20 protein-coding genes and 1 pseudogene are annotated in these 22383 nt (G+C 52.3%); 15 read left to right on the forward strand and 6 right to left on the reverse strand.

Features of this window, described 5'->3' with window-relative positions; translation table 11 throughout:
* Positions 1-13 precede the first annotated feature (13 nt).
* On the forward strand, positions 14-706 hold the full coding sequence (locus DB847_RS14735) for an L-ribulose-5-phosphate 4-epimerase (RefSeq protein WP_108651382.1): 693 nt from the start codon (positions 14-16) through the stop codon (positions 704-706).
* Between the two features lie 52 nt (positions 707-758).
* Positions 759-1403 carry a 3-keto-L-gulonate-6-phosphate decarboxylase UlaD gene (locus DB847_RS14740; RefSeq protein ID WP_108652988.1) on the forward strand — a complete coding sequence of 215 codons (645 nt, stop codon included), beginning with the start codon at positions 759-761 and terminating at the stop codon, positions 1401-1403.
* A gap of 46 nt (positions 1404-1449) precedes the next feature.
* On the opposite strand, the gene DB847_RS14745 is transcribed toward DB847_RS14740, so the two are convergent.
* A complete protein-coding gene (locus DB847_RS14745) occupies positions 1450-2187 on the reverse strand; it encodes a helix-turn-helix domain-containing protein (protein WP_108651383.1) in 738 nt (245 codons plus the stop codon).
* A 139-nt stretch (positions 2188-2326) separates the two neighbouring features.
* On the opposite strand from DB847_RS14745, the gene DB847_RS14750 reads away from it, so the two are divergent.
* The gene (locus tag DB847_RS14750) at positions 2327-5806 is read left to right on the forward strand and encodes an acyl-[ACP]--phospholipid O-acyltransferase (RefSeq protein WP_108651384.1); all 3480 of its coding nucleotides are present in this window, start codon (positions 2327-2329) and stop codon (positions 5804-5806) included.
* Between the two features lie 247 nt (positions 5807-6053).
* Here DB847_RS14750 and DB847_RS14755 read toward each other — a convergent pair whose 3' ends face one another.
* A complete protein-coding gene (locus DB847_RS14755) occupies positions 6054-6449 on the reverse strand; it encodes a YbaN family protein (RefSeq protein WP_108651385.1) in 396 nt (131 codons plus the stop codon).
* Positions 6450-6687: 238 nt separating this feature from the next.
* Here DB847_RS14755 and DB847_RS14760 point away from each other — a divergent pair, with 238 nt between their 5' ends.
* Positions 6688-7329, forward strand: coding sequence for a glutathione S-transferase (locus tag DB847_RS14760; RefSeq protein ID WP_108651386.1), 642 nt, complete (start codon positions 6688-6690; stop codon positions 7327-7329).
* Here DB847_RS14760 and DB847_RS26690 read toward each other — a convergent pair.
* Positions 7324-8591 (reverse strand): annotated as a pseudogene (locus tag DB847_RS26690) (multidrug effflux MFS transporter). The gene DB847_RS14760 and the pseudogene DB847_RS26690 overlap by 6 nt on opposite strands.
* 93 nt (positions 8592-8684) lie before the next feature.
* Between DB847_RS26690 and DB847_RS14775 the strand changes: the two are divergent.
* A complete protein-coding gene (locus DB847_RS14775; protein ID WP_108651389.1) occupies positions 8685-9233 on the forward strand; it encodes a PadR family transcriptional regulator in 549 nt (182 codons plus the stop codon).
* A gap of 440 nt (positions 9234-9673) precedes the next feature.
* Here DB847_RS14775 and DB847_RS14780 read toward each other — a convergent pair whose 3' ends face one another.
* Positions 9674-10864, reverse strand: a complete 1191-nt coding sequence (locus DB847_RS14780) for a hypothetical protein (RefSeq protein ID WP_108651390.1) — start codon at positions 10862-10864, stop codon at positions 9674-9676.
* A 165-nt stretch (positions 10865-11029) separates the two neighbouring features.
* Between DB847_RS14780 and DB847_RS14785 the strand changes: the two genes are divergently transcribed.
* Positions 11030-12142: an ABC transporter substrate-binding protein gene (locus DB847_RS14785; RefSeq protein WP_159084645.1), complete on the forward strand. Its 1113-nt coding sequence runs from the start codon at positions 11030-11032 to the stop codon at positions 12140-12142.
* A gap of 160 nt (positions 12143-12302) precedes the next feature.
* On the opposite strand, the gene DB847_RS14790 is transcribed toward DB847_RS14785, so the two are convergent.
* Positions 12303-13442, reverse strand: coding sequence for an ABC transporter substrate-binding protein (locus DB847_RS14790; RefSeq protein WP_159084646.1), 1140 nt, complete (start codon positions 13440-13442; stop codon positions 12303-12305).
* A gap of 391 nt (positions 13443-13833) precedes the next feature.
* On the opposite strand from DB847_RS14790, the gene DB847_RS24445 reads away from it, so the two are divergent.
* Entirely contained in the window at positions 13834-14343 is a 510-nt protein-coding gene (locus tag DB847_RS24445; RefSeq protein WP_159084647.1) for a hypothetical protein, read from the forward strand.
* Between the two features lie 138 nt (positions 14344-14481).
* On the opposite strand, the gene DB847_RS14795 is transcribed toward DB847_RS24445, so the two are convergent.
* Entirely contained in the window at positions 14482-15201 is a 720-nt protein-coding gene (locus DB847_RS14795) for a polysaccharide deacetylase family protein (RefSeq protein WP_199911581.1), read from the reverse strand.
* A 148-nt stretch (positions 15202-15349) separates the two neighbouring features.
* On the opposite strand from DB847_RS14795, the gene DB847_RS25085 reads away from it, so the two are divergent.
* The 8 genes from DB847_RS25085 (at position 15350) to DB847_RS14825 (ending at position 22297) form a co-directional block, all read left to right on the forward strand.
* Complete coding sequence (locus tag DB847_RS25085; RefSeq protein ID WP_199911582.1) at positions 15350-16006, forward strand: efflux RND transporter periplasmic adaptor subunit; 657 nt, start codon at positions 15350-15352, stop codon at positions 16004-16006.
* An 80-nt stretch (positions 16007-16086) separates the two neighbouring features.
* Complete coding sequence (locus DB847_RS25090; protein ID WP_199911583.1) at positions 16087-16386, forward strand: efflux RND transporter periplasmic adaptor subunit; 300 nt, start codon at positions 16087-16089, stop codon at positions 16384-16386.
* 1 nt (position 16387) lies between these two features.
* Complete coding sequence (locus DB847_RS14805; RefSeq protein ID WP_108651393.1) at positions 16388-17479, forward strand: efflux RND transporter periplasmic adaptor subunit; 1092 nt, start codon at positions 16388-16390, stop codon at positions 17477-17479.
* The gene (locus DB847_RS26415) at positions 17476-18063 is read left to right on the forward strand and encodes an efflux RND transporter permease subunit (protein WP_325049082.1); all 588 of its coding nucleotides are present in this window, start codon (positions 17476-17478) and stop codon (positions 18061-18063) included. Before DB847_RS14805 ends, DB847_RS26415 begins: the two co-directional genes overlap by 4 nt.
* Positions 17964-20573: an efflux RND transporter permease subunit gene (locus tag DB847_RS14810; RefSeq protein ID WP_325049173.1), complete on the forward strand. Its 2610-nt coding sequence runs from the start codon at positions 17964-17966 to the stop codon at positions 20571-20573. The genes DB847_RS26415 and DB847_RS14810 overlap by 100 nt, the downstream gene beginning before the upstream one ends.
* A 318-nt stretch (positions 20574-20891) precedes the next feature.
* Positions 20892-21197, forward strand: coding sequence for a hypothetical protein (locus DB847_RS14815; protein WP_108651394.1), 306 nt, complete (start codon positions 20892-20894; stop codon positions 21195-21197).
* Positions 21198-21353: 156 nt separating this feature from the next.
* Positions 21354-21608, forward strand: coding sequence for a hypothetical protein (locus DB847_RS14820; RefSeq protein WP_159084648.1), 255 nt, complete (start codon positions 21354-21356; stop codon positions 21606-21608).
* 167 nt (positions 21609-21775) lie between these two features.
* A complete protein-coding gene (locus tag DB847_RS14825; RefSeq protein ID WP_108651396.1) occupies positions 21776-22297 on the forward strand; it encodes an NADPH-dependent FMN reductase in 522 nt (173 codons plus the stop codon).
* Positions 22298-22383: the final 86 nt, after the last annotated feature.

The raw sequence follows: 22383 nt of genomic DNA on the forward strand, positions 1-22383 counted from the left end.
AAGGAGGAGTGCTATGTTCCATTCCCTGAAAGAGAGAGTGCTGGCCGCCAATCTACAGCTTCCCAAATATGGCCTGGTCACCTTTACCTGGGGTAATGTCTCCGAGATCGACCGCCAGAAAGGAGTCATTGCTATCAAACCATCCGGGGTGGCCTATAGTGTCCTCTCCAGCCAGGATATTGTCATCCTTGATCTCAAGGGAAATATTATCGAAGGAGAGCTCAATCCATCGAGTGATACCGCAACCCATCTTGAGCTCTATCGAGCCTTTCCCCATATCGGTGGAATTGTTCATACCCACTCAAGACATGCCACCGCCTGGGCCCAGGCTGGGTTAGATATCCCTGCCCTGGGCACCACCCATGCCGATTACTTCTATGGCGATATTCCCTGCACTCGCCAGCTCACCCCGCAGGAGATCCAGAGCGACTACGAACAGAACACCGGCAAGGTGATCGTTGAAACCTTTAATCAGCGCGATCTGGATCCCAGCGCGGTCCCGAGCGTCACAGTTATGGGGCATGCCCCTTTCTCCTGGGGAAAAGACGCCCAGGATGCGGTGCATAATGCCGTAGTCCTTGAGGAGGTAGCCGCCATGGCACTGTCGACCCGTACCCTCAATCACAACATAGAGATCCAGCAGGAGCTTTCCGATAAGCACTACAACCGAAAGCATGGCTGCGATGCCTATTACGGCCAGTCGTGAATTTAAAGCCCGGCTCAAATTTCCAAATCCAAAAGAGACCAAGAGAATGAATATGAACAAACCCATGCTACAGATCGCCCTGGACAGCACAGATTTAACCACAGCAGCCGGGATCGCCGGCCAGGTGGAAAGTTTTGTCGATATCATTGAGGTCGGCACTATCTTAGCTTTTGCCGAGGGGATGTCTGCGGTGAGTAGTTTACGCCGCCAGCATCCTGAGCACATCTTGGTATGTGATATGAAAACGACCGATGGCGGGGCGATCCTGGCCAAAATGGCGTTTGAGGCAGGGGCTGACTGGATCACCGTCTCTGCTGCCGCTCACCCGGCAACCATAAGAGCCTGTAAAGAGATAGCCGATAAGTTCGGCGGCGAGGTGCAGATTGAACTCTATGGTCACTGGACCCTGGATGATGTCCAAAGCTGGCTCGACTCAGGGATCACCCAGGCTATCTATCATAGATCCCGCGATGCCGAACTGGCAGGAGTCCGCTGGTCCGAGGAAGATATCAACCGGATGCGTATCTTGTCGGAGATGGGGATCGAGCTGTCGATCACAGGTGGCATCATCCCCGAAGACATTCATCTTTTTGCAGGGCTCAGTGCGAAAGCCTTCATCGCCGGACGGGCGCTGGCCGGGGAAAAGGGCAAAGCGACAGCCCAGGCACTGCGCGATGCGATCGACAAGTACTGGTGATCCCTTTTCCCGTGCGCAAAAGACCTGAGATCTCCCACACCGGATCTCACTCCTGATGCTGCAGCTCAGAGAACAGCGACGAATTCCACTGGCGCACCGCCACCACCAGGGTCGAGCCATGCTTTTTATCCATGGCTAAACTGAAATCGTCCTGAGCCAGAGCGGTAAACTCATTGGCCAGCTGCTGCATCCGTTGCTGTAACTTGCCGTTACTGGCAGCCGAAAGCAAGCCATTGGCAACCAGCAAGCAGTCGGTCGGCTGGTCGAAGCGGCAACGGAAAAACTCCTCCTTGACCTGCTGCTGAAAAAATTGCTGAATAGGCCCGTTGGGCTGCCAGCGAAACTGGGTCGAGATCGCTAACTTGATCCGGTTTCCCGGCAACAGTTCGATGATCCTTAATCGGTCCAACTGAGCCAGCTTCTGCACCAGTTCACCCTCGGTCAGGCGATACTGCTCCAGGATCTGCTCAAAGGTGTAACCGTTCACCACACACACGGCAACCAGCAACAGTCCCAGATCACTGACTATCTGCTCTTCCTGCTTTAGGGTTAGCTCCGAGAGCTGCGCCCGCTCTTTTTGCATTTCGCTGATCAGATCACTGAGTTCAAGATTGATCAGCTGGCACACCCGCTCCAGACGTTGCAATGTCATGTCCTGCTGTGAAAACAGCCGCTTGACCGAGGCCTCACTCAACTCAAGCACCCCGGCAACATCCTGGTATGTTTTCCCCCTGAGCCTTAATTGATGCTTCAAGGTCGTGATTAACTGACGCGTTTGTGCCATGCTACCTCCAATTGAATCCGTAAGGTATCATTATGTAATACCTTTCGCCGCATATAAACCAACTTTTAGGATTTAGGTTGTATATAGCACCCCCTCTTCCATACTTACAGGAGCAATCCATTAACGGAGCCCTCAATTCATGAGATCACTTTTGCGTATTCGCGGCGCCCTGCCCTTTTTAGTCGCCGTCTTTATGAATGCCTTTGTTGACCTTGGTCACAAGATCATCATTCAAAATACCGTATTTAAAATCTACGATGGCCAACACCAGATCATACTGACCGCCATTGTCAACGCGCTGATCCTGCTTCCCTTCATTTTGCTGCTGTCGCCAGCGGGATTCATGTCCGATCGCTTTCCCAAGCGCACCATTATGCGCCTGAGTGCCTGGGCTGCCGTTATCTTTACCCTGATGATCACCGTCAGCTACTACCAGGGATGGTTCTGGTGCGCCTTTGCCATGACCCTGCTATTGGCTGTGCAATCCACCATCTACTCCCCGGCTAAATTTGGATTCATCAAGCCGCTGTTTGGCACCTCAAACCTGACCGTTGCCAACGGGGTCACCCAGGCGATCTCCATCATCGCCATTCTTGCCGGCACCCTGGTGTTCTCTTTGCTGTTTGAACAGCACTTTCCTGCGAATGCTGATACCAAACATCAGGTGCTGCAGGCCATTGCCCCACTGGGATGGCTGTTGGTTATTAACTCCCTGATTGAGCTTGCCATGTGCTACTGGCTACCGGATGTTGAGCAGGGGGATCCCAGTCAGCGCTTCGACTGGCAACGCTATCGCACAGGCAAGCTACTCACCGACAACCTTAAGCCTGTCGCCAAGCGTCCGGTGATCCGCCTGTCTATCATCGGCCTTGCAACCTTCTGGGCCATCGGCCAGGTCTTGCTGGCCGCCTTCCCCGAGTATGACAAGAGCCGCTTTGGGGTCACCAATACCCTGGAGATCCAGGCCATTTTAGCCTGCGCCGGCATCGGGATCGCGATCGGTAGTGCTCTGGCTGGCCGCCTGTCGAAGGGACTTATCGAAACCGGATTGATTCCACTGGGAGCCGTGGGTGTGGCCCTGGGACTCTACCTTCTTCCTCTGGCCGCAAGTAGCTGGAGCCAGGCGGTGATCTTTTTGTGGATTGGCACCATGGGTGGCTTGTTTATCGTCCCGCTCAACGCCCTTATCCAATATCACGCCGCCGAGCACGAGCTGGGACGGGTACTGGCCGTCAATAACTGGGTACAAAACATCGCCATGCTGGCGTTCCTGGGCCTGACGGTCGCCTTTGCCCTGATGGGCGTCAATAGCCAGCACCTGCTGACCATCATCGCCTGGGTTGCGGTCGTTGGAGGCGCCTATACGGTCTTCAAACTGCCGCAATCGATGATCCGCTTTGTGCTGGCCTGGCTGATGTCCCGGGTCTACCAGGTGCGGGTTCAGGGCCTCAGCGAGCTTCCAAACCAGGGCGGAGTTTTGCTGCTGGGCAATCATATCAGCTGGGTGGACTGGGCTATCCTGCAGATCGCCAGCCCTCGCCCCATCCGCTTCGTGATGCAAAAGAGCATCTATGAGCGCTGGTACCTCAAGGGGTTTGTGAAGCTGCTCGGATGTGTCCCTATCGATGCCGGGATCGGTAGCCGCCGCTCCCTCAAGCGGGTTGCCGAACTGCTGGATGCCGGTGAGGTGGTCTGTATCTTCCCGGAGGGAGCGATCAGCCGCACCGGACATCTGACCGCATTTCGTCCCGGTTACCAAAAGGCGATCCAGGCAACCCAGGGGAAAGTAAAAATTGTCCCCTTCTACCTGCGAGGCCTGTGGGGTAGCCAGTTTTCCCGCTCTTCGGATCGCCTGAAAAAACTGCGTAAAAGCGGGATCCGGCGCGAGTTGATCGTCGCTTTTGGAACCCCTCTGCCGAAAGAGAGCAGTGCCGATACGGTGAAGCGCCGGGTGTTCGATCTCTCCGTGACCTCCTGGCAGCAATACAGCAATAGCCTGGAAGGGATTGGTGAGGCGGTGATCCGCTCGGCCAAGCAGGTCGGCAGTGAGATGGCGATTGCCGACTCACTGGGGAGTGAGCTGTCGGCTCACCGAATGCTGACCGGGGCGATTACCCTCAAGCGGCGCTTTAAAAAGCTGTGCCCGACTCAGAATATCGGCCTGCTGCTTCCCACCAGCGCCGCTGGGGTGTTATCCAATATCGCAGGAGTGTTAGCGGGAAAGACCCTGGTCAATCTTAACTACACCGCCAGTCTTGAGGCTCTGAAAAATGCGGCGGATCAGGCTCAACTGCAAGGGATCTTTACCTCGCGTCGCTTCGTCAAAAAGCTCAGTGGTCGCGGCATGGATCTAGCGCCTTTGTTCGAGCTGTATCCGGCCATCTATCTTGAGGATCTGGGCAAGAGTATCTCCACCCGGGAGAAACTGCTCACCCTGCTCCAGGTCCGCTTGCTGCCGACATCCCTGCTCAAGGCGCTGCATCTCAAGCGCCGCCCTCTGGATGCGACGGCGGCAATCCTCTTCTCCTCCGGCAGTGAAGGAACACCCAAGGGTGTCATGCTCAGCCAGCGCAACATCATGGCCAACGTCAAGCAGATCGCCGATGTGCTCAACACCCAGGATGATGATGTGGTGATGTCGAGCCTGCCGCTGTTCCACGCCTTTGGCCTGACGGTAAACCAGTTTCTGCCGCTGATCGAGGGTCTGCCTTTGGTAGCCCATGCCGATCCGACCGATGGTCTGGGTGTTGCCAAGGCGGTCGCTCGCTACCGCGCCACCCTGCTGTGTGGCACCGCGACCTTCCTGAGGCTCTATACCCAAAATCGCCGGATCCACCCGCTGATGTTCGATAGCCTGCGCTACGTGGTCGCCGGTGCGGAGAAACTCAGTCCCGAGATCCGCAACGCTTTTACCGCCAAGTTTAATAAGCCCCTGCTGGAAGGCTATGGCACCACGGAAACCACCCCGGTGGCCAGTGTCAACCTGCCCGATGCGCTGGATATTAACTATTGGCAGGTGCAGCTCGGAGGCAAACTGGGTACTGTGGGGATGCCGCTGCCGGGAACCAGTTTCCGGATCGTCGATCCCGAGAGCTTTGAAGAGCTAGCCACCGGAGAGGATGGGATGATCCTGATTGGAGGCGCCCAGGTGATGCAGGGATACCTGAACAACCCGCAGCAGACCGCTGCCGTGATCAAGGAGATCGATGGGGTTCGCTGGTATGTGACCGGAGATAAGGGGCACCTGGACTCCGATGGCTTCCTGACCATAGTGGATCGCTACTCCCGCTTCGCCAAAATCGGCGGGGAGATGCTTAGCCTGGGTAGCATAGAGCAGGCCCTGCGCTCTTTACTTGAAGAGGGTGAGAGCGAGCTGGTCGCGGTTAATCTTCCCGATGCCAAAAAAGGCGAAAAGATCGTATTGCTGCATGAGGGTGAGATAAACCCGGATGAGCTTAAAAAAGCGATGCAGGCCGCCGGCCACAGCCCCTTGATGGTGCCAAGCCACTGGTTCAAGGTCGAACAAATTCCTAAGCTCGGATCAGGCAAAACTGACTTTGGTCAGGCCAAGGCGCTGGCGCAGGAGTTACTGAGCGACGACCAGGCTTTGTTGACATAACGGACTTGGCTCTGCAGTTGGCAATTTTCTCAACCAGCAAGGCAGAAGATGTGTGATGTAGTTACTCTACATGAGCATCTGATAACGCAGCAGGGTGGGAAAGTGGCCACTGCCCAGCGGGTTGCTCCTGAAAAACCTCTTCAATTCTGGCTCACCACTCATTTAGAGCAACTAAACTTCATGACTCGGGTCGCGAACTGAGGATTTTCAGGGGCAACAGGTTCAAAATCTGTTGCGTCAACAGAGCCTAGTCCAGAACCACTCCCCCGGGGCCCTCCTCGGGGAGTGTTTTTTTATAAAGGTAGGCGCTCACGGATAATCCCACGGCGATCAAAAGTAGAGTGGACCAGACTCGCCCCAGAAGCAGCATAGACACAACCAGGCTCACCCACATCAGGAGCAAGGCACGATTGCGCGTCCTTCGATGCACCCCTCCCTGCTGTTGCCAGGTTTTCACAAAGGGCCCTAACCTGGGGTGGTTTTGCAGCCATTGATGAAAGCGTGGTGAGGTGCGGCCAAAGCACCAAGCCGCCAGCAGCACAAAGGGAGTTGTCGGCAACAGCGGCAATATGGCTCCCAGGATCCCAAGCCCAAGGCTCAGCCACCCCAAGGCAAGTAGTGCATAACGGACGCCTCTGTTCATTATCTCTCCCGGTAATACCATCAAATCCACGCCTGCCCCAACTCTAGATGAGAGTGCATCTCATTTCAATAATCTTGATTGGTCTGATCTTCGCGTTGATATGGTGAAATGTTGCCATTGATTGGCAGCTCCAAGACACTTGGAAGAAGCTAATTCGTTTTCTTTTCAGGTAGATATAAGTAGCCTTCGCTCACTGCACTTTGCTAACCTCATTTTATTTCCTAGGAAAATACTATAGATGCAGAGTCTACCGATCCTCTACTCTTTTCGCCGCTGTCCCTATGCTATCCGGGCAAGACTGGCGATCCTCGTCAGTGGAATTGAGGTTGAGCTTCGGGAGGTGGTGCTGGCAGATAAGCCGCAACAACTACTGGCGATCTCACCCAAAGGCACGGTGCCGGTTTTGTTGACAGCCGAGGGGACGGTGATTGCCGAGAGCCTTGAGATCATGGACTGGGCCCTGAAGCATAATGATCCTCATCAGTGGCAAAGCCACCCGGGGCAGACGCTCATCGAACACAATGATGGTGAATTCAAATACGACCTGGATCACTACAAGTATTTTGATCGCTACCCTGAGCACCCGCAGAGTTATTACCGAACCAGGGCCGAGACTTTTATCCAGCGCCTTGAGTCTCGCCTGGAGACTCAAGACTACCTGTTTGCCCCTCACCCTGCTCGTGCCGACATGGCGATATTTCCCTTTATCCGCCAATTTGCCAATGTCGAGCCCAACTGGTTTGAACAGGCGGGCTACCCCGGGGTGCGCCGCTGGTTGAACTCACTCATTGAAAGCCCCATCTTCAGCCAGGCGATGAAGAAATACTCCCCCTGGCAAAGCTCTGAAGCGGGGATCTCCTTTAAAGGTTGCAGGTTATGAGGCCTGGCGGCTCACCGGGACTTCCGCCATCTCTTTGACCCCGGATTTGGAGCCGGTATAAAGCGCACACACCACGGCAATCGCCCCGAACAGCATAATAAACAGTGCCAAAATAGAGACGCTAAATGGCAACAGGGAGATGGCCAGGGTCGAGATCCCTCCTCCTAAGAAAGAGGCAAAGCTAAACATGGATGCTGCCGAGCCAGCAACTTTAGGCTCAACCAGACTCATGGCTCCGGCGCTGGCGGTTGGCCGGATCACCCCGATGGCGGTGGTCGCCATCAAAATAGGAATGATGGCAGCCAGGGCTGACTGAGGCCAGACAGAGCTTGCCACCAACAGCACCAGACCTGAAACCAGGATCCCCAGAGCACCAACTCTGAGCCAGGGCACCAGTCCCACGCGATTGGCGATAGCCGGTGAGATGAGTCCCATGCCTAATATACCGGCTCCATTGAGCGCAAACAGCTGGCCGACGGCCACTACAGAGAAGTGATAGCTCTGCATAAAAATAAAGGGATAGATGGTTGCGATCCCAAACAGGGTCCCGTAAGAAAACAGGCTGGTCAGTGTGTATCCGGCATACTGACGGTGCAACATGAGGCTCTTGTAGTTGCCCAGGATATCAGACAGGCGCAGCGCATTAAGATTCTTGTTGTGGTGGGTCTCTTTAAACAATAACGTCACCAGTAACAGGTAAAAGAGGCCAACGGCAACCAGCAGCTCAAAGCTTGCCCGCCAACCAAACCAGCTCTCCAGATAGCCCCCAGCAACGGCGACAGCACAGGGCACACTCCGATCAACAGCATGATCATGGCGATCACCTTCACCAGATGTTTTTTATCGAACAGATCCCGGGCGATCGCCATGCTTCCGGCAACCGAGCAGCAGGCACCGATCGCCTGAAAAAAGCGAGCGGTCAGCAAGCCATAAAAATGAGTTGAGGTCGCCACTGCGATACTGGCCAGGGTAAAGATCAGCAAGCCTCCCATCAGAACAGGTTTGCGACCAAATCGATCAAACAGGGGCCCATAAAGGAGCTGAGGCACAGCCAGGCCGATCAAAAACACACTCATGACCCACTGAATGTGAGGCGTTTTAAAATACTCCGCCATGCTTGGCAGAGAGGGAAGAAACAGGTCATTACTCAAAGGCGTGACCAGGCACACAGATAATACTAAGTAAAACCAAATGGTTACATTCGTTTTCGTCATATTCTCTCCTGACGACAAATAGGTAGTTTCGACATATTGTGTCGACATATTATTTATGCCTATCAACTCTGTCAAGCTTGAGACTTGTCAGCAGGATTAACCCCAAGTAAGCTGTGAGAAAATTTACGGCTCGGAAACCCCATGTCCCGCATCAATAAAACCCAATTCGCCATCCTGGGATACATCAGCAAACATCAGCCGATGTCTGGCTATGACATCAAGCGATTGCTTGAAAAAGTCGCCGCCTTCTACTGGTCTGAGAGCAACTCACAGATCTACCCCCTGCTTAAGAAACTACTGGACCAGGGGATGGTTACGGTCGAACAGCAGGACTCAAGCAGAAAAAAGAACCTGTACCGGATCACTGAACTCGGACGAGAGCACCTGATGCAGTGGCTTGAGGAGGAGACCGAGCCGCAAACCTTTCGTAATGAGTTGCTGCTCAAGCTGAGTCTTTCTCAGCATCTCAGTGATCAGCAGACTCTGGAGCAGATGCACTATTTTTCAGAGCAGGTCACCAACAAGCGACGCAAGCTCAAAAAAATTCAAAAACATATCCGCGAAGACCATGTAGGGCGGGCGGATCAGAAGTATCTTTTGATGACCTACCGCTATTCAGAGCTAATGCTTAAAGCACAGCAGCAGTGGTGTGAAGAGGTGGAAAGAGAGCTTGAATCCGGGGAGTCATAAGCAGGTGACTCAACAGCGCCTTAAGCAAGTAAAACAGATATGAAAGAGCTATTTCTGCAATAATTGCTGCTCATTCAACCTCGGCACTGCCCCGGGATGGAGCGGAAAGAACTATCTGTTCACAGCGCTTTTTGTAGACCAGAGCCGTTGAGTCGTCCGGGTTTTTCTCAAGGCATAGAGAAAACTGAAAGACCGCCTCCTGATAGGCCTTTTTGTAATAAAGGGCGACCCCTTCCTGAAACTGCTTACGGGTTTTGGTTTTGTTGGCCTGTTGCTGGGGGGATCCGCGTTGTAAACCTCGAACAGAGTCAATGGCTCCTCCTCTTGGAAAGCACAGGGGAGCTTGCCGATAATACGCACAATAAATGGGCAGGGACGCTTGAGAAAATAGTGGACCCGCTCACTGATCACAAGCTCACAGTGAAACTCTGAAGCCTTGTCTACCAGAGCCTTTGTCGTCTGCAGTGCCTCACCCACCACACAGATAGCCATACCCTCAGGTTCCCCAAGGCCCCCCAGGGTGGTTTCCCCCCTGTGCACCCCGATCCCCAGCTTAAACTCACGAAACAGGGGATTGCTTCTCTGAGCCTCAAGCAAGGACACAGCCGCAGCGACCGCATCATCGGGTTTCTCAGGGAAAATTGCGACCAGTGAATCTTCCCAGTATTGCACCACCAGCCCCCCTGTTCACGGAGCAGCGGGCAAACCATCTCAAGATACTGGTTAAGGAGCGCAAGTTTTCTATCATCCGCGATCCCCTGAGTCTGAGAGCTCAGGTTATAAATTTTTCCCAGCAACACCGTCATCACCTGCTGAGTGCTCCCTCCCTGGGTAAGCTCGCTGCGTTGAGATCCTGACAGGTAGTCCAGCAGAGAGTGAGGGACAAACAGGCGATACATGCGGGTCAGATGAACAAGATGTTCAGAGATTTTACCAAAGTTGAGCATGGTCTCCCTGAGCTCATCGAAGGATAAACTATCATCGCGTGGGATCTTCAGGGAGTTCTCCACATCACGCATCGAATCTCTCAGGAGAAGAATCGGCTTGATGATGGAGCGATTCAAAAACAGGTTCAACAGCAGCAACATCAATAACAGTACGGACACCAAAGCACCGAAAAGTAACAGCCGGTTCATCCGTTGGCTATGTTTGAGATCATCAAGGGAGTAATAGATCTGGATATAACCCTGGGTCTCCCCGATAACCTGAATTACCTCAACATAGCGCAGCACATCCTGGTCTTGCCAGGTTTGATACTCGATGATCTGGTGTTGCTGGCGGGCCTGATTTTTCAGTGCACCGGAAAGCTTCAGATTATTCGGGTAAGCACCATTGGATACAAAGACATCCCCCACACTATCAAATACCGTGATATTGAGGATCCCATTGACCTTCAGCATCTGCTTCACTCGCAGGGAGGTTGCCTGATAACGCTTTTCAAAAAGCTCATCCGCTAAGTCCTCCTGATCCCGGGCCACCAGTGTCTGTAGCAGAACCTCAATCTTGGAGGTCAGGTTCCTCATATTTTTTTGTTCAGCCATCCGCAGCATGCCACTGAAGAGCAGGATCACCAGAATAAATGCAGCGATAATCGCAACATTGATCTTGGTCTGCAGTTTCAATGGTTTCATGCACTCCCCCTACAGACTCAAATAGTTCTATCCACAGTCTGCTATCTATAAGAATGGCAGAACTTCCTGAAACTGTTTCTGCGATCTTTGAGAGAACACAGCGAAAGGCTCGCAACATCAACTATCCCCTTCTATGCTCAGATGAAAACGAGAGGAGAAACGGCTATGGGATGGCTACGCTTATTAGGGATCATTTTACCCCTCATCTTCATCATGCCTCATGCCTGGGGCGAAGAGCCGGTCAAGGTCGCGGTGATCCTCTCTAAGAGCGGCAAAGTTGCCTACTCAAATCTCAAGCATCTCAATGCCATCCGGATGGCAGTAGAGGAGATCAATCAAAACGGCGGAGTATTGGGCAAGAAGATTGAGCTGCTCGAGATAGACAATAAAAGCTCTGCGAGTCACTCCAAAATAGCCGCCCAAAAAGCGGTGGCAGAAAACAGCATTGCCGTGATTGGTGCAGCCTGGAGCTCCCACTCATTGGCGATGGCCCCGGTGCTTCAACAAGCCGGGCTCCCGATGATCAGCTATTACTCCACCAACCCTAAGGTCACCCAGGTTGGGGACTATATCTTCAGGGCCTGCTTCATGGATCTGTTTCAGGGAGAGGTTCTGGCTAAATTTGCTCAGCAGGACTTGGGCGCGAAAAAAATCATCATACTCACCAATGTCAGCGATCAATATAGTATCGGGCTGTCGAGGATCTTTAAGGAAAACCTCAATACCCATGCTGTGTTCGAGGGAAGCTACCTGCAGGGAGATACTGATTTCTCGGCGCTTCTGGAAAAAGTCAAAGGCTATGAGGCCGATCTCATCTTTCTGCCCGGACATACCAAGGATTCGGGACGAATCATAAAACAGGCTCGGAATATGGGGATTAATGCGCCATTTTTAGGAGGTGATGGCTGGGGCCTGAAGATGTATAAATATGGCGGACAGGCGATCGAAGGAAACTACTACTCAACCCACTGGCACAAGGATATCAATACCCCACAGAACCAGCGCTTCGTCAAAAACTTCACCATCCTCTATGGCACACCCGAATCCAACGGCTCGGCCCTGGCCTATGATTCGGTCTACCTGTTAGCAGATGCCATCAAGCGCGCCGGCTCCCTCGATCGCAAGCAAATTCGCGATGCCCTGGCCGAGACCCGGGACTTTAAGGGTGCAACCGGCACCATTCGCTTCAATAATAACGGCGATCCCCAAAAATCAGCGGTTCTTCTCAAGTTCCAGGATGGTGGATCCGTTTATTTTCGCACCATCGATCCCTCTTAAGCGCGACCCGCTCCCACAGAGCATGCCACTGTGGGAGCCCTTCACTTCAAAACAGTTGACCTGTATCACCTGACGATGACCCCTCGGATCTCTGTATGATCCCTTGATCAGGTTATCCGCATTCGCTGAGTTGGTAAGAGAGGTTTTCCCTTTCCGGAGATTAATTTGTGGGTTTAAACACCTTGATTCGGGTGATCTCTAACTGCCGTGTGACCGTATCTATATCAGGGTGATGAAGAAAATTAACCAAAATAGGCATCGCCTGAACATCAAACTCAGGAACCGTATCCCGGTCAAAATACTGGGAGACCCCCTGGCTCTCTTTTAATAGCTTTGCCCCCTGCTGTAAAAACCTATCCCCCTGGCTCTTAGAGTGTATGTTGGGTGACAGGTAGCCAAGGCCATTATTTAGCAGTGACTGAATATCTTCCCGGGCAATAAATTTAAGAAACAGTATGGACTCTTTGACCCTGTTGGTCTTGGCGGAGACCATGAATGCATCCATAGGCGCTTCTTCGTAGCGAGGAATATCATTAATTTTTGGAAATGGCATAAATCCTATCTGCTCGACCTCGGTTTCAAGAATCTTTGAGGTGGCGAAATTACCGATGAGATTAAATGCAACCTTATCTCGATACAAAAGTGGCAATACCTGATCCCAACGCAGTTCATCGCTATTGCTCAGGAAAAATTGAGAATCGATCATCTGCTTCCAGGTTGAGAATACCTGCCTCACCCTGGGATCAAAAAATGATATTTTTCCATTAAGCAGCTGCTGATGAAACTCAAGCCCGTTGGTTCTAAGGTTGATATAGTCAAACCAGGCTGCCACCGGCCATAGATTTTTGGTGCCTATGCCGATCGGGGTCACCCCCTCTGCCTTGAGTTGCTTACAAAGAGCGATGAATTCATCCCAGTGTTGAGGCACTTTCCCTTTTGCATTCACCAGAGACTTCTTATACAAGAACCCCCAGTGATAGTAGGAAGTTGGAACCGCATACAGATCCCCCTCATAAATGACATTGCTCAGCACATGCTTAAATTCACCAACAAACTCCGGGTCTTTGAGCATCTCATTGATCGGCAAAATCGCCTTTCGGCTTGCAAAGTAGAAGAGCCGCTTTGAGGTGTGCCAATTCAGGATATCCGGCGAATAACCATCCCCCGTGAGCCATTGATAAACGCTCTCTTTATATTTTTTATCGACTCTGGCGACTGTCTTTATCCTGATCCCCGTCTCATCGGTAAACATTTTAAATACCTGGTGATAGGCTGCTCTTTGATTCGGCGTGAGTAACACAGAGATATCCAGCCGGGGGAGGAGTCATTCGCACAGGCTGGCTGACCAAGTAACCAGCCACTCAGAGATAACAGGAAAAAAGCTACATAGCAGTGGAAGCTAAGCCGCACACAACCCATCACATGAAGCGCCCACCAGCGGCTCACAGCCATAAGCAATCCATCTCATTTCTTTCGAACACCCTGAAATGAGTATAGAAGATCTCCTTATGCTGCCGCCCTCAATGAGGGGCTAGCTGGCTAAATAGAACATGAAGTGAAACTGGCTCATGTTTGGCACGTCATATATTCCATGACTCAGAAAATCTCTATGAACCTGCCGTTGATAATACGCAACTCCATGGGCCAAGGGCACAGGTAGATGAATTACAATTAAAGCAGAGGTGCATAGTATGGAAAGCATGGGGCATGGCTCTTACACTCTAAGCTTTAACGGTGACTTGTTGCTGGCCACTGCGACAGGATCCTGGAATGAGGTAACAAGCAAGGAGTACTTCGAAAACACGCGCCAAATCATCACCAGCAACAATCCAGCGGTCTGGGGTATGGTTGTTGATTGCAGAACCTTTGAGCAAGCTACCCCTGAAGCCTGGAAGATGTTTGATGAAATGTACCTATGGCTGGCAAAGCACAACATGCTTTGTCTTGGTCTGGTGTATCACTCGAATATGTTTAAACATCTGGTCGAGCGTTTAGAAGAACACACAAACGAATCTCCATTGTATGGCCAACACTTTTCGGAAGATTATGCCGAAGTCTATGCCTGGTGTCTAAACCGGATCCTTGAATATCGGCGATTGGAGAGTCTCCCCCTCGAAGTGACTAAGCCAGAACAATATCCGGCAAAAAGTTCCGGTACCAGTGCTCAGAAATCTGCGCCCGGGTTGTCACCCACACCTTAGAGTAACCACTCAGGTAGTCGAGAAACTTTTTAATGATCTCAGTGCGCCCCGGGCGACCAGATAACCTAGGATGTAAACCTACCGTCATCATTTTTGGCGCATACTGTCCCTCACGGTAAAGGCAGTTAAAGGTGTTGATTAGATAAGCCAGAAAATCCTCTCCCGAGCTCCATCCGGGAGAGGTGCAATAACGCATATCATTGCAATCCAGGGTATAGGGATCACCAGATGGGGCGAACACTCCGGCAGCTCAAGCCAATAAGGAAGATCATCGCCGTAACTCTCACTGTCGTAGCGCATGCCGAACTCGAGCGCCAGCTCTCGGGTAAAGGGGCTGCGCCGCCCCGTATACCAACCGGATACGGTTTTTTGAGTCCTGCTTTGGATGATCTCCAGGGTCTTCTCAAAGTGCACTCTTTCATCGGCTTTGGAGAAATCCCGGTAGCTAATCCAGCGGTATCCATGGCCAGCAACCTCATGAGGAGTGCTTTTTAGGTACTCACAAAGCATGGGGTTAAGCTCCAGCGCCAGCCCGGTGGCAAACAGAGTCACAGGAATCGCTTTGTCATCAAATAACCGCAGCAAGCGCCAAATCCCACTGCGGGCCCCATACTCAAACAGCGACTCACAGGAGAGGTTCCTCTGGCCAGGTAAGGCTGTGACTCCCGGAAGATCGCAAAGATAATCCTCCGACTGGCTATCTCCCAGTAAGATATTGCGTTCCGCTCCCTCCTCATAGTTAAGGACAAAATTGACCGCAATCCTTGCCCCTTGCGGCCAGCGAGGATCAAATTGTTCGGGGCCATAGCCCAGAAGATTACGCCCGGTTATCCCAGCTGCCTGCAGCCCATCACTCATCCCTTCCCCCTCCTCCTTGTAAGCGGCCTCCCTGTTATCTCATGACAGGGAGCCTTGGTTCAAACCAAAACCCGGCTGGAATCATGAGCCTCTAATCATGTTCTACACTTTGTATAATCTCAAATCTTCCAGGGATGGGAAGCCGGATATGAGGCTAGGTCCCCTAAGCATACTCCTCTCAGGCCTGTTACTGGCTGCCTGTGGCGATACCACACCACAACCTCAGGAGAGCCTCTCACGCCCGGTAAAACTGCAGGCGGTGAGTATCGGTAATAGTGCATCCCTGCGTCATTTCCCTGCCGTCGTTGAAGCCGGAGATAAGGCGGTTCTGGCGTTCCGGGTGTCGGGTCAACTCAAGCGGGTCGACGCCAGACCCGGTGATCTGGTGACCCGCGGCCAGATATTGGCAACCCTGAATGAAGATGAACTGCTGCTGCTGGTTCAGCAGGCCAGAGCCAACCATGATCTGGCCCGGGTGAAACACCAGCGCAATAGCGAACTGCGCAAAACCAACTATGTCTCCGAATATGACTTCGACACCTCCAAGGCGGCTCTCAAGCAGGCCAGGGCCACACTGGATAAGGCCAAGGCCAATTTAGGCTATGCCACTTTGAGCGCCCCCTATGACGGACAGATCTCTTTATCCATGGTGGAAAATTTCGAGTACATCAATGCAAAACAAGCGGTGATGCATATTCAAAGCGCCAATATCATCAATATTGTCTTTGAACTTCCCTCACACCTGCTGCCCCGGGTTAAGGAGTCGGGCAGCGATCTCTCCCCCGGGTTCACCTTGATACCATAGAGAACCAGAGTTTCCCGGCACAGTTCAAAGAAATTGATACCGAGGCAGACGAGAAAACCTCCAGCTACAAGGTCACTCTGGTGATGGAGCGCCCCAGGGAGCACAACATACTGCCGGGAATGTCTGGCCGGGTCGCTCTGTCGATTCCACAGGGAACATCGGGCGCCATTCCTAAACGTGCCATCATCCATGATGCCGGCAAGACTTTTGTCTGGCAGGTCAATCCTCAGGGGATGGCACATAAAAAAGAGATCCTGCTTGACGAGCATCAACACATTCTCTCAGGTCTAAACGATGGGGATCTGATCGCCATCTCGGGTGTCGGTGAGCTACGGGAAGGACAGAGAGTACGCCCCTGGGTAAAAGAGCGGGGACTTTAGGATGAAAAACTCAGCTGGCATTCTCATCGCTCTCCTTTCTCTGCTTCTTCATGGCTGTGACAAGCAAGCAAACGATCCCAGAAGCATCATCCAGCCGGTTAATGTGGTGACTGTCACTAAGGCAAAAACAACCCCGCTGCTTAAGTTTCCCGCGATCACGGTTGCAGCGGATCGCTCCATCCTGTCATTTCGGATCCCGGGAGAGATTGTCCGGATTTTGGTTCAAGCCGGTGACAAAGTGAAAGAAGGGCAGCTCCTCGCCCAGCTCGACCCAAGGGATTATCGGCTGGAGCTGGATGATGCCCAGGCAAAATATAACTCGGCGCGCAGCCTCTATCTGCGTTCATCCAAACTTGTGGACAAGGGGTTTATTCCCAAATCTAAATTTGACGAGCTCAAGGCCGAATATCTCATCACCCAGGCGAACCTGGATCTGGCGAAGCTCCGGCTCTCTTTTACCCGACTGACCGCGCCCTTTGATGGCATCATCTCGCGGATCCCGGTCAATGCGTTTGAAAATATCCAGGTTGGGCAGACCGTGATGAATATACACAACGCCAGCCATGTCGATATTCAGATCCAGGCGCCGGATCTGCTCTACTCGAGAAATGAGAGTATCCGGGTCACCCGCAAACATCCGGGAGCGAAGGTGATACTGCCGGACGGCACCAGCCACCGGCTCACCGAGCTCAAGGAGTTCACCACCGAGCCGGATCCTGAGTTTGGCTCATTCCTGGTCCTGATGACCATGCCGATGCCAGAAGATCGGCTGCTGCTTGATGGCATGTCGGTCGAGGTCCTGGTCGATGCCCAGAAATACAAAATCTACAAGGAGGGTGAGGTGATCATCCCCATCGAAGCGATCATCAACCCCGATGGCCAATCACTGGATATAGATGAAAAGTATGTCTGGGTGGTCGACGAAAACAACAAGGTTAGCAAACGACAGATAGCAACCGACCGGGTGGTGCCACAGGGGGTCCGGTTACTCTCGGGCCTCAAAGAGGGCGAAACCATAGTGGTTGCAGGAGGCAACCGCCTGAGCTCGGGGCAAGAGGTCAGGATCGTTCACAGGGAGGTTGAGCCATCATGAAACCCGATATCGCCTCCTATTTTATTCAGAACAAGGTGATCAGCTGGATGCTGACCCTGATTTTTCTCATCGGCGGTATCCAGGCCTTTTTTAGCTTAGGTCGCCTCGAAGATCCCGAGTTCACCATCAAGGATGCCATGGTGGTCACCGCCTATCCTGGAGCGACGCCACAACAGGTTGAGGAGGAGGTCACCTACCCCATCGAAAAAGCGCTTCAACAGCTTCCCTATGTCGATGAAATAAACTCCATCTCGGGTCGCGGGCTCTCCCAGATCACAGTCTCCATGAAAAACAACTTTGGCCCGGATGAACTCCCGCAGATCTGGGATGAGCTCAGGCGTAAGGTCAATGATCTCAAACCAAATCTTCCCCCGGAGTTGCCGAGCCCTCGGTCATTGATGACTTTGGGGATGTCTATGGGATCTTGCTGGCAGTCACCGGAGACGGGTATACCAATAAAGAGCTCAATGACTATGTCGACTACCTGCGCCGGGAGCTGGAGCTGGTTGATGGGGTCAGCAAGGTCGCTGTCACAGGCACCCAGCAGGAGCAGGTCTTCATTGAGCTTTCGATGCAACGGCTAACCAATCTTGGGATCTCCCCGCAAACCATCAACAACATACTCTCGACCCAAAACCTGGTGAGCAGCGCCGGAGCGGTACGGATCGGCGATGAGTATATCCCGATCGATCCAACCGGGGAGTTTCGCGATACCTCGGAGCTGGGCGATCTGATCTTAACCGATAGCAACACCTCTGGGCTCATCTATCTCAGGGATGTCGCCGAGATCAAGCGCGGTTTTAAAGAGATCCCAAGTAACCTGATTAACTACAATTCACAGCAGGCCCTTAACCTTGGGATCTCCTTTACCTCCGGGGTCAATGTGGTGGAAGTTGGGCAACGCGTGATGCAACGCTTAGTCGAGCTCAGATCCCAACAACCCGTGGGAATCGATATCCACCTGGTCTACAGCCAGCCCAATGAGGTCGATAAGTCTGTCAGTGGATTTCTGGTGAGCCTGGGTCAGGCAGTCGCGATAGTGATCATCATATTGCTATTTTTTATGGGGCTTCGATCCGGACTGCTGATCGGCCTCATCCTGCTATTGACCGTACTTGGAACCTTCGTTTTTATGCGTTGGCTTGCCATCGATCTGCAACGGATCTCCCTGGGTGCCCTGGTGATCGCACTGGGGATGCTGGTCGATAATGCGATTGTGGTGGTTGAGGGAATTTTGATCGGGATGCAAAAGGGCAGGACCCGGCTCCAGGCGGCATCGGACATAGTTACCCAAACCAAGTGGCCATTGCTGGGAGCCACGGTAATCGCCATCATGGCTTTTGCCCCCATCGGTTTGTCCCAGGACTCAACCGGTGAGTACTGCCGTACCCTGTTTAGCGTACTACTGATCTCTTTGATGTTAAGCTGGTTTACTGCAATCTCCCTCACTCCCTTCTTTGCCGATCTCTTTTTCAAAGGGATCAAGATCGTCCCGGGGGATACGGCCGATCCCTACTCGGGAAAAATCTTCATCTGGTACAGAAATTTTCTTGAGATCTGTATGCATCACGGAGTGCTGACTATTCTGGCCCTGTTGCTGATGCTGGCTGCCAGCCTCTTTGGCTTCACCCTGCTCAAGCAATCATTCTTCCCGGCATCCACCACCCCTATGTTTATGGTCAATATCTGGCTTCCTGAAGGCACAGATATCCGGGCGACTCGTGATGTTCTCCACCAACTGGAACAAAAGCTGGCTAAGGAGAAAGATATACTGTATGTCAGCGCCAGCGCAGGTAAGGGCTCACAACGCTTTATGCTGACCTACTCGCCCGAGAAGAGTTACTCCTCCTATGGTGAGCTGATCATCCGGGTCAGCGATTTCGACAGCATGCTCCCGGTGATGAGCCACTTGAGTGAAACCCTGAATCAGGATCATCCTGAGCTGGAGTTCAAGCTTAAAAAGATCATGCTGGGTCCGGCATCCGGGGCCAAGATCGAGGCGCGCTTTATCGGCCCGGATCCCACGGTACTGCGTCATCTTGCGAGTCAGGCAGTCGCTGTGATGAACGCAGATCCCGGCGCCTTTAACATCCGCCACGACTGGCGTGAGCGCACCAAGGTGCTCGAGCCTATTTTTAACGAAAGTCAGGCTCGCCGCTATGGTGTCAGCAAACAGGATGTGGACGATCTGCTACAGATGTCCTTCTCCGGACTCACAGTTGGCGTCTACCGAGATGGCACCAACCTGATGCCAATCGTTGCCCGCCTTCCGGATGATGAGCGGGTCGATATCAGCACCCTGGAAACCATGAAGATCTGGAGCCCGGTCATCCAGAGCTATGTGCCCCTGCTCCAGGTGATGCTGGGTGTTAATCTGCAGTGGGAAGATCCCTTGATCGCCCGCAAAGATCGCAAACGCACCCTGACCGTCATGGCCGACCCCAACCCACTGGGTGAAGAAACGGCAGCCACGGTTCAGGGACGGATCCAAAAAGCGATTGAAGCCATTTCTCTGCCCACCGGATATTCCCTGGAGTGGGGAGGAGAATATGAGTCATCCGGTGAGGCACAGGCATCGCTATTCTCCACCATGCCGATGGGATATCTCTTCATGTTCCTCATCACCATACTCCTGTTCAATAAGGTCAAAGAGGCCCTGATCGTCTGGGCCACTGTGCCACTGGCGATCATCGGAGTCACCACAGGCTTGCTGGCCCTGAACACTCCCTTTGGCTTCATGGCGCTGCTGGGATTTCTAAGCCTGTCCGGCATGCTGGTGAAAAACGGTATCGTGCTGCTGGATCAAATTGAGATTGAGATCGGCAGTGGCAAGGAGCAGTATCAGGCCATTGTGGATGCAGCGGTAAGCCGGGTACGCCCGGTGTGTATGGCGGCGATCACCACGATTCTCGGCATGTTGCCACTGCTCCCGGACGTTTTCTTTAAGCCCATGGCGGTCACCATCATGTTTGGCCTTGGGTTTGCCACCATACTGACCCTGATCGTGGTCCCCGTGCTGTATCGTCTGTTTCACAGGGTTGCGCTGCCAGAAACCAAACTGGAACAAGCCCGGCCAGGGGAATGTTCGAGGTGATCTTCCTGGGCCAGCATACACATACTTATAATTTCAGGGCTACTCCCTGACTGGCAAGGAATAGATTATTGTTATGAAAATGTAACCGCCCATGATCTTGGGTGTAAATCCGTAGTTTGCCTTAGATACTCAGATTTTCTTATATGAATCAAAGGATTGTTTAACACTCTCCAGTGTTAATAAACTGTAATCAGACCTTTTGTTTTTTTGACACCTTTTGTATTCACCAGCTAGTATCCTCCCGCCTGCCAGGCAAAGATAAGAGTTAGGGTCTGGCACAGTGCGAAGTATAACTCACAGAAAGGTTCGCAAAGAATAATGTCAATTCAGATCGAGCAGACCCCAAGGTACACAAGATATAGCTTTGAGACTGGAAGTGGAGAGCTGGCCATAACTCTTCGCCACTCAGGTTATGTCACTCTGGCCCATGGCATAGTCCTGGCCCAGGCTCCTAGTGAATCATTACAGATCAAATATCTGGAGTACCCGGGCGAACCGGAAGAATCTTTTGCTCTGCTCTCATTGGCCTGCGGTGAAAACACCTTTATTAATATTGAAATTGATTTGGAGATATACAGGCGGTTAGTGGAGATTGAACCATTAAAGCCATTTATCATCTCCTGAGCCAGGCTTGTAATAACAGACCCGATGTCGCCAAGCTTTTATAGCTGGGTAGCTCTTTGTGAGCCCCACCCTTTCCAGATAACCGAACAGACAATCACGATAATGACAAACAATATGTTTCCCATGATAGAGTCCATTTTTAGAGCAGCAAAGATCATGGAGATTGATAATTCAACCCAGATATTTAAAGCCTGTGCCATTGCGATCCTTCTCTATGCTCCCGATGATGAAGATATCGGACAGCTTCTACAGCACTACTACTCCTCGATGAATGAGCTATTGATTCGCTCTCTTACTGCATGCGAAAAACAATCGAGGATTTTTGATAGCTTTGTATTTTTTCAAAGCAGAAAAACCACCAGCCCATTTATCTCGGATGAATCGAAAACACTGGTTGCATCCTGTCAATAAGCTCTGCTCTGCTTCGCGAGTCAAGCATGGGTTGGGAAGCAACACGGAACCTTTCAGGGCAGCAGCTTCACCCCGGAAAGAACAGCCGAGTCCGACGTTGTCATTCGTTGCGATTCGGCCTATGTTGAACCAGTAAGCATCGATAAATCAGGTTAAGGGAGTAGACCATGAAGATTCTTGCTTTTGCTGCCAGTAACAGCCGTAACTCAATTAACAGGCAGCTCATTCAATATGCCGTTAGCCTGCTGCAGAATGCCGAAGTGGAGATCATCGACATTCACGATTACGAGATGCCGATTTTTTCGGTGGACAGAGAGCAAGAGTTGGGGCAGCCTCCCGAAGCTCAGCAGTTTTTCAAGAAAATTGGCGAGGCCGATGCCTTGCTGATCTCCTTTGCCGAACATAACGGCTCCTATACCGCGGCCTATAAAAACCTCTACGACTGGAGCTCACGGATCGATCCTAAGGTGTTCCAGGGAAAACCCATGGTGCTTTTATCAACATCGCCCGGGCCGGGAGGAGCACAAAACGTGCTTGGGATGGCGACACACTCAGCCCCCTACTTCGGCGGGACGGTCAAGGCCAGCCTGTCGATCCCCTCCTTTTATCAGAACTTTAATGAAGAAGCCGGGGTGTTGATAAATCCTGAGTTACATACTCAACTCGAAACTGCGCTGGCTAGTTTCTAGTCTTTGCTGGCCTGAATACACTTCATCTCCATCCACCGGCAGCTGCGTTGCTTCCATGGAGAGGCTCTCCCATGGTCACAATTGCC

Source organism: Dongshaea marina (assembly GCF_003072645.1).
In the GTDB taxonomy this organism is placed as follows: domain Bacteria; phylum Pseudomonadota; class Gammaproteobacteria; order Enterobacterales; family Aeromonadaceae; genus Dongshaea; species Dongshaea marina.